This window comes from Citrobacter sp. Cu231 (genome assembly GCF_030332265.1).
GTDB classification, from domain to species: Bacteria; Pseudomonadota; Gammaproteobacteria; order Enterobacterales; family Enterobacteriaceae; genus Citrobacter; species Citrobacter meridianamericanus.
Genome location: NZ_JAOWIE010000039.1, coordinates 85,968 through 92,580, shown reverse-complemented (window position 1 = coordinate 92,580; position 6,613 = coordinate 85,968). Strand labels below are relative to the sequence as shown.

7 protein-coding genes and 1 tRNA gene are annotated in these 6,613 nt (G+C 50.4%); 6 read left to right on the top strand and 2 right to left on the bottom strand.

Features of this window, described 5'->3' with window-relative positions; genetic code table 11:
* The first annotated feature begins 125 nt into the window (after positions 1-125).
* Positions 126-201 (top strand) — tRNA-Trp (locus tag OGY15_RS14400).
* Positions 202-300: 99 nt separating this feature from the next.
* Here the strand turns inward: OGY15_RS14400 and hdfR are convergent.
* Positions 301-1,146: an HTH-type transcriptional regulator HdfR gene (gene hdfR, locus OGY15_RS14395; protein WP_151217296.1), complete on the bottom strand. Its 846-nt coding sequence runs from the start codon at positions 1,144-1,146 to the stop codon at positions 301-303.
* A gap of 106 nt (positions 1,147-1,252) precedes the next feature.
* Here hdfR and maoP point away from each other — a divergent pair, with 106 nt between their 5' ends.
* On the top strand, positions 1,253-1,591 hold the full coding sequence (gene maoP / locus OGY15_RS14390; protein WP_003018025.1) for a macrodomain Ori organization protein MaoP: 339 nt from the start codon (positions 1,253-1,255) through the stop codon (positions 1,589-1,591).
* Positions 1,592-1,615: 24 nt separating this feature from the next.
* Here maoP and OGY15_RS14385 read toward each other — a convergent pair whose 3' ends face one another.
* Entirely contained in the window at positions 1,616-3,136 is a 1,521-nt protein-coding gene (locus tag OGY15_RS14385; RefSeq protein WP_252839011.1) for a YifB family Mg chelatase-like AAA ATPase, read from the bottom strand.
* A gap of 352 nt (positions 3,137-3,488) precedes the next feature.
* On the opposite strand from OGY15_RS14385, the gene ilvL reads away from it, so the two are divergent.
* The 4 genes from ilvL (at position 3,489) to OGY15_RS14365 (ending at position 6,580) form a co-directional block, all read left to right on the top strand.
* Positions 3,489-3,587 carry an ilv operon leader peptide gene (gene ilvL, locus OGY15_RS14380; protein ID WP_001311244.1) on the top strand — a complete coding sequence of 33 codons (99 nt, stop codon included), beginning with the start codon at positions 3,489-3,491 and terminating at the stop codon, positions 3,585-3,587.
* A 139-nt stretch (positions 3,588-3,726) separates the two neighbouring features.
* Positions 3,727-5,373 (top strand): acetolactate synthase 2 catalytic subunit, encoded by a 1,647-nt coding sequence (ilvG, locus tag OGY15_RS14375; RefSeq protein WP_286539743.1) that lies wholly within the window; start codon positions 3,727-3,729, stop codon positions 5,371-5,373.
* Positions 5,370-5,633, top strand: coding sequence for an acetolactate synthase 2 small subunit (gene ilvM / locus OGY15_RS14370; protein ID WP_003018017.1), 264 nt, complete (start codon positions 5,370-5,372; stop codon positions 5,631-5,633). Before ilvG ends, ilvM begins: the two co-directional genes overlap by 4 nt.
* Positions 5,634-5,650: 17 nt before the next feature.
* Entirely contained in the window at positions 5,651-6,580 is a 930-nt protein-coding gene (locus tag OGY15_RS14365) for a branched-chain amino acid transaminase (RefSeq protein ID WP_151217290.1), read from the top strand.
* Positions 6,581-6,613 lie beyond the last annotated feature (33 nt).

The following is a 6,613-nucleotide window of genomic DNA, read 5'->3' as shown; positions in this document are numbered from 1 at the left end:
CGGTAGTTCAGTTGGTTAGAATACCTGCCTGTCACGCAGGGGGTCGCGGGTTCGAGTCCCGTCCGTTCCGCCACTTATTAGAAAATTAAGCCTGCTATCAAGCAGGCTTAATGATAAGAAAATTTAGGGGCGTAGCTCAGTTGGTAGAGCACCGGTCTCCAAAACCGGGTGTCGCGAGTTCGAGTCTCTCCGCCCCTGCCAGAAACAATCCTTAGCATTCTTGCTAAGGATTTTTTTTTCGTGCAATTCAACATTGTCTTCCTTCTGTTTTTACTCCCGGCATCCTTGCCAGTATTTACCTTAATCTTCCAGAATATTTGTTCTCAATAGATCGCAGATCAGTGCATGTTTATCGCTGTTTTGCAGCCAAACTGCATATAAAGGGCGAGATAGTGTTGTACTGTCGGTAACCGTATGGAGATCGCTTTTGGTTTTGGCCCAGTTGACAGGAAGCCAGCTAAAGCCCTTAATCACAGAAAGCTGTTGCCTGGCCAGTTCAGCTGAACTGGTAGTGAGTACCGGCACTTCATCTCCCGCGATCAATCCCGCTTCGTGTTGTTGAAAATCGGGTCCCCATTCCAGACGTAGATAATTCAGTTCATCTTTGGTTTGCGATGGAGAACTACAATAGAGCGCCAGCGTGAAATATCCCAACAGTTGGCTGCTAAATTCGTCCATTTTGGGCGTTTCGGTCGTAATCAGTAGATCAAGCTGTCGTTCATGAAGCTGTTTTACCAATGACTGGCGCTGAGCGATCCTCGCTTCAAACTGCAGGCTGGACTGTGGCTCCTGAGATTGATATAAACGTCTCAACCAGTCATTAAGCATGCACTCCCAGAGAGATGCGCTGGCGCCGATAGAAAACTCGTTATGCCGCGAGGTATTCGCAACTTCCTTACGTGCTGCTTGCCACGTATTCATCAGGGTTTCAGCGTAAGGCAATAATTTTTCACCTGCGGCGGTCAAACGGATATTGTTTCTGTGTCGAGTGAACAGGTTTACACCCAATTGATTTTCCAGCTGTCTGATCCGAAAACTAACCGCTGACTGGGTCAGATAGAGCGCTTCAGCAGCCCTGCCAAAGTGGCGTGTCCGGCTAACTTCCAGGAAAGTTTTTAACAATTCCGTATCCACAACTCGCTCCATAAAATAATTTGTCGTTATGATTTAAATCTTTTGTTTGACGCTCTGTCAAGCGTAACTAATACTCCGCGCCATAAATAGCTCGGCCAAAGAATTAGGAGCGTGCAGGATGGCGGAAAGCTTTACGACGACTAATCGATATTTCGATAATAAATATTATCCCCGCGGATTCTCCCGTCATGGTGATTTCACCATTAAAGAAGCACAACTGCTTGAGCGTCACGGTTATGCTTTCAACGAGCTGGATCTGGGTAAGCGTGAGCCGGTAACTGAAGAAGAGAAACTGTTTGTTGCGGTATGCCGTGGTGAACGTGAGCCGGTTACTGAAGCTGAACGCGTGTGGTCTAAATACATGACGCGTATTAAGCGTCCAAAACGCTTCCACACGCTTTCTGGTGGGAAACCTCAGGTGGAAGGCGCAGAAGACTACACCGAATCTGATGATTAATAAAAAAGGGCGAAAGCCCTTTTTTTATGCCAGTAGTTTCTGCAAATGAATGAGTAACCTGTCTATCGCCCGGTATCCAACGGCTTCCTGTAAGTGTTGGCGAGAGATGCGATCACATTGTTCTATATCCGCAATCGTTCTAGCGACCTTTATCAGACGCAGCCAGGCGCGGATAGATAATCCGAGATGCGCGAGCGTTTCTTCCAGCCATTGAGCATCGTCGCTGTGCAGTGGGCAGTATTTATGAATATCCTGGCTGTTCAGGTGCGCGTTTAACTTATTTTGCCGCAGATACTGACGCTCTCGTGCTGCTATAACGCGTTGCTTAACCGTTGCACTATCTTCCCCTTTCACTGCGCTCTGACTGAGTATGCCGGGCGGTGGTAAGGGGATTTCGAGGGAGAGGTCGAAGCGATCGAGAAATGGTCCTGACAGTCGATTGAGGTAGCGCAGCGTCTGTTCTGGAGTACAGCGATTATGATTCCCCTGATAATGGCCTGTAGGGCTTGGATTCATCGCTGCTATAAGTTGAAAGCGCGCGGGATAGGTTATTTTTGCTCTGGTGCGGGATAGATGGATCTGCCCGGACTCGATGGGTTCGCGCAAGGCATCCAGCGTACGCCGTTCAAACTCGGGTAGTTCATCCAGAAACAGTATGCCGTTATGCGCCAGAGAGATCTCGCCTGGTGCAGGAATAGAGCCTCCACCGACCATGGCCGTTAATGAAGCACTGTGATGTGGTGAACGAAAAGGGCGTTGCTTCCATTGTTTTTGTATCGTTTCGGAATTAACCAGACTGAGTATCGCAGCACTTTCCAGCGCTTCATCGTTGCTAAGCGGTGGGAGCAGACCTCTGAGGCGACTGGCCAACATGGTCTTGCCCGTACCCGGCGGGCCAATGAGCAAGAGGTTATGACCGCCAGCTGCGGTAAGCTCCAGCCCGCGTTTACCCTGTTCCTGGCCGATAACATCGCTCAGGTCGTCGGCGAATGCGTCGGGCGTAAAATCTGCGGCTGAGGGCCTGTCTAAATCGTGCTTACCTTCGAGAAATGCGCATACGGTCTGCAGGTGATCTGCGATCAGGCATCCTTCGCCGTGTATCAGTCCAACTTCAGCGGCATTCTCTGTGGCGACAATAATTCTCCTGCCTGCACGAATGGCTTCGGTTGCGCTTGATATCGCGCCGGGAACGCCGCGTAACGCGCCTGTAAGCGCTAATTCACCGACCAGCTCATATGCATCGAGATTATGGGTTGTAAGCTGCTCAGAAGCGGCCAGAAGCGCAACAGCGATAGGTAAATCATATCGCCCCCCTTCTTTCGGAAGATCGGCTGGAGCGAGATTTATGGTTATCTTCTTTGCCGGGAATTCATACCCGCTATTAATTATCGCACTGCGTACCCGATCGCGAGCCTCTTTCACCGTCGTTTCCGGCAGCCCCACCATGGTTAAACCGGGTAGGCCGTTGCTGATATGTACCTCGACAGTAATGGCGGGTGCATTTACGCCCAACGCGGCGCGTGTATGAATGATCGATAGTGACATAATGCCTCCTGATGACAGTATTATGTCGCAATACATCGCGGCAAGATTTTACATAATTACGCCTTTTAGGTTCTGATTCATGTGTTTTAGTGTAATTCACAATAAGTTGTATCTAGTCTGGGATGACGCCCGCAAATGCTTTTGAATAGACTTTTTATTGGGGATCGGGCTGCTGAGAATTACCTGAAACGTGAAATATTTTCATTTTTGATTTTTTGTATAAAAAACAACGATATTTATCTAAACCGTTAATGGCGTCAGAAAAACGAATAAAAAAATATCTTGTGTCATTTGCAAATTCTATGGTAACTCTTTAGGTATTCCTTCGAACAAGATGCAAGAAAATACAAAAATGACAGCCCTTCTACGAGTGATTAGCCTGGTCGTGATTAGCGTGGTGGTGATTATTATCCCACCGTGCGGGGCTGCACTTGGACGAGGAAAGGCTTAGAAAACAAGCCTTAACGAACTAAGACCCCCGCACCGAAAGGTTCGGGGGTTTTTTTTGACCTTAAAAACTTAAACGAGGAGCAGAAAGTGAATATCAGCATAAAATTCTGTTTCTCAAGATTTACGGCGGGGATGTAACTATGAATGGGGCACAGTGGGTGGTACATGCGTTGCGTGCACAGGGGGTTCAAACCGTCTTTGGTTATCCCGGTGGCGCAATTATGCCGGTTTACGATGCGCTGTATGACGGCGGCGTAGAACACCTGTTGTGCAGACATGAGCAGGGCGCAGCGATGGCGGCGATTGGCTATGCCCGAGCGACGGGTAAAACCGGCGTTTGTATCGCCACTTCCGGTCCTGGTGCTACTAACCTGATCACCGGACTTGCCGATGCGCTGTTAGATTCTGTTCCTGTGGTGGCGATCACCGGTCAGGTGGCATCACCTTTCATCGGAACGGATGCATTCCAGGAAGTGGATGTTCTGGGTATGTCTCTGTCCTGCACCAAACACAGTTTTCTGGTGCAATCACTGGAAGAACTGCCGCGCATCATGGCTGAGGCTTTCGCCGTGGCGAATTCCGGTCGTCCGGGCCCGGTTCTGGTTGATATCCCAAAAGACATCCAATTAGCCAGCGGTTCGCTGGAGCCATATTTTACGACCGTCGAAAACGTTGAGGCTTTCCCGCACGCTGATGTTGAGCAGGCGCGTAACATGCTGGCGCAGGCGCAAAAACCGATCCTGTACGTAGGTGGCGGCGTAGGCATGGCGCAGGCAGTTCCGGCCCTGCGTGAGTTTATTATGCTTACCCAAATGCCGGTCGCCTGTACGCTGAAAGGCTTGGGCACAGTAGATGCTAACTACCCATACTATTTGGGTATGTTGGGAATGCACGGTACTAAAGCTGCAAATTTCGCAGTGCAAGAGTGTGATTTACTGATTGCAGTTGGCGCACGTTTTGATGACCGGGTGACCGGTAAGCTGAATACTTTCGCACCGAACGCCAGCGTGATCCACATGGATATCGACCCGGCGGAAATGAATAAACTGCGCCAGGCGCACGTGGCGCTGCAAGGCGATTTAAATGCGTTGCTGCCGGCATTACAGCAACCGTTGAAGATTGACGAATGGCGTCAGTACAGTGCTGAGCTGCGCACAGAGCATACCTGGCGCTATGACCATCCGGGCGAAGCTATTTATGCGCCGTTATTGCTGAAACAGCTTTCAGACCGCAAACCAGCCGACAGCGTAGTAACAACGGATGTTGGTCAGCATCAGATGTGGTCGGCACAGCATATGACCTACACCCGCCCGGAAAATTTTATCACGTCGAGCGGCTTGGGTACGATGGGCTTTGGCTTGCCTGCTGCGGTTGGCGCGCAGGTTGCTCGCCCGAATGATACGGTAATCTGTATCTCCGGTGACGGTTCCTTCATGATGAATGTACAGGAGCTGGGCACCGTAAAACGCAAGCAGTTGCCACTGAAGATAGTTTTACTCGACAACCAGCGGTTAGGCATGGTGCGACAATGGCAGCAGCTGTTTTTTCAGGAACGTTATAGCGAAACTACCCTTACCGATAACCCCGATTTCCTCATGTTGGCCAGCGCTTTCGGCATACCTGGCCAGCACATCACCCGTAAAGACCAGGTTGAAGCGGCACTCGACACCATGCTGAACAGCGAGGGGCCATATCTGCTTCATGTCTCAATCGACGAACTTGAGAATGTCTGGCCTCTGGTGCCACCTGGCGCCAGCAACTCAGAAATGCTGGAGAAATTATCATGATGCAACATCAGGTCGCCGTTGAGGCTCGTTTCAATCCGGAAACGTTAGAACGTGTTTTACGCGTGGTACGCCATCGTGGTTTTCAGGTGTGCTCCATGAATATGGAAGCCGCCAGCGATGCGCAGAATATAAATATCGAATTGACCGTTGCCAGCCCCCGGTCGGTCGACTTACTGTTTAGTCAGTTAAGTAAACTGGTGGATGTTGCACATGTTGCCATCTGTCAGAGCACAACTACATCACAACAAATCCGCGCCTGAGCGCAAAAGGAAGAAAAATGACGACGAAAAAAGCTGATTACATTTGGTCTAATGGCGAGATGATTCGTTGGGAAGACGCGAAGGTCCACGTGATGTCCCACGCGCTGCACTACGGTACTTCCGTATTTGAAGGTATTCGTTGCTACGATTCTCACAAAGGGCCGGTGGTGTTCCGTCATCGTGAACATATGCAGCGTCTGCGTGATTCAGCCAAGATCTATCGTTTTCCGGTATCTCAGAGCGTTGATGAGCTGATGGAAGCGTGCCGCGAAGTGATTCGTAAAAACAACCTGACCAGCGCTTATATCCGTCCACTGGTGTTTGTTGGCGATGTAGGGATGGGCGTTAACCCGCCAGCGGGTTACACCACTGATGTGATTATCGCCGCATTCCCGTGGGGGGCTTACCTCGGAGCTGAAGCGTTGGAACAGGGGATCGACGCGATGGTTTCTTCCTGGAACCGCGTTGCACCGAATACTATCCCTACCGCTGCCAAGGCTGGTGGTAACTATTTGTCTTCACTGCTGGTGGGTAGCGAAGCGCGTCGTCATGGCTACCAGGAAGGTATTGCGCTGGATGTGAATGGCTACATCTCAGAAGGCGCGGGCGAAAACCTGTTTGAAGTAAAAGACGGCATTTTATTTACTCCGCCATTTACTTCTTCCGCCCTGCCGGGTATCACCCGTGACGCGATCATTAAGCTGGCGAAAGATCTCAATATTGAAGTGCGTGAGCAGGTGCTTTCCCGTGAATCGCTGTACCTGGCCGACGAAGTATTTATGTCCGGTACTGCGGCCGAAATCACCCCAGTACGTAGCGTCGATGGTATCCAGGTGGGCGAAGGCCGCTGTGGTCCGGTCACCAAACGCATCCAGCAGGCCTTCTTTGGCCTCTTCACCGGTGAAACGGAAGATAAATACGGCTGGTTGGATCAGGTTAATCAATAAACATAAATTTGGGACGGCACGCACCGTCCCAAT

What these genes read in the sequence shown, in the direction of transcription:
- hdfR (WP_151217296.1), bottom strand. Translation starts at nt 1,146, where the DNA reads ATGGAGCGAGTTGTGGATACGGAATTGTTAAAAACTTTCCTGGAAGTT.
- maoP (WP_003018025.1), top strand. Translation starts at nt 1,253, where the DNA reads ATGGCGGAAAGCTTTACGACGACTAATCGATATTTCGATAATAAATAT.
- OGY15_RS14385 (WP_252839011.1), bottom strand. Translation starts at nt 3,136, where the DNA reads ATGTCACTATCGATCATTCATACACGCGCCGCGTTGGGCGTAAATGCA.
- ilvL (WP_001311244.1), top strand. Translation starts at nt 3,489, where the DNA reads ATGACAGCCCTTCTACGAGTGATTAGCCTGGTCGTGATTAGCGTGGTG.
- ilvG (WP_286539743.1), top strand. Translation starts at nt 3,727, where the DNA reads ATGAATGGGGCACAGTGGGTGGTACATGCGTTGCGTGCACAGGGGGTT.
- ilvM (WP_003018017.1), top strand. Translation starts at nt 5,370, where the DNA reads ATGATGCAACATCAGGTCGCCGTTGAGGCTCGTTTCAATCCGGAAACG.
- OGY15_RS14365 (WP_151217290.1), top strand. Translation starts at nt 5,651, where the DNA reads ATGACGACGAAAAAAGCTGATTACATTTGGTCTAATGGCGAGATGATT.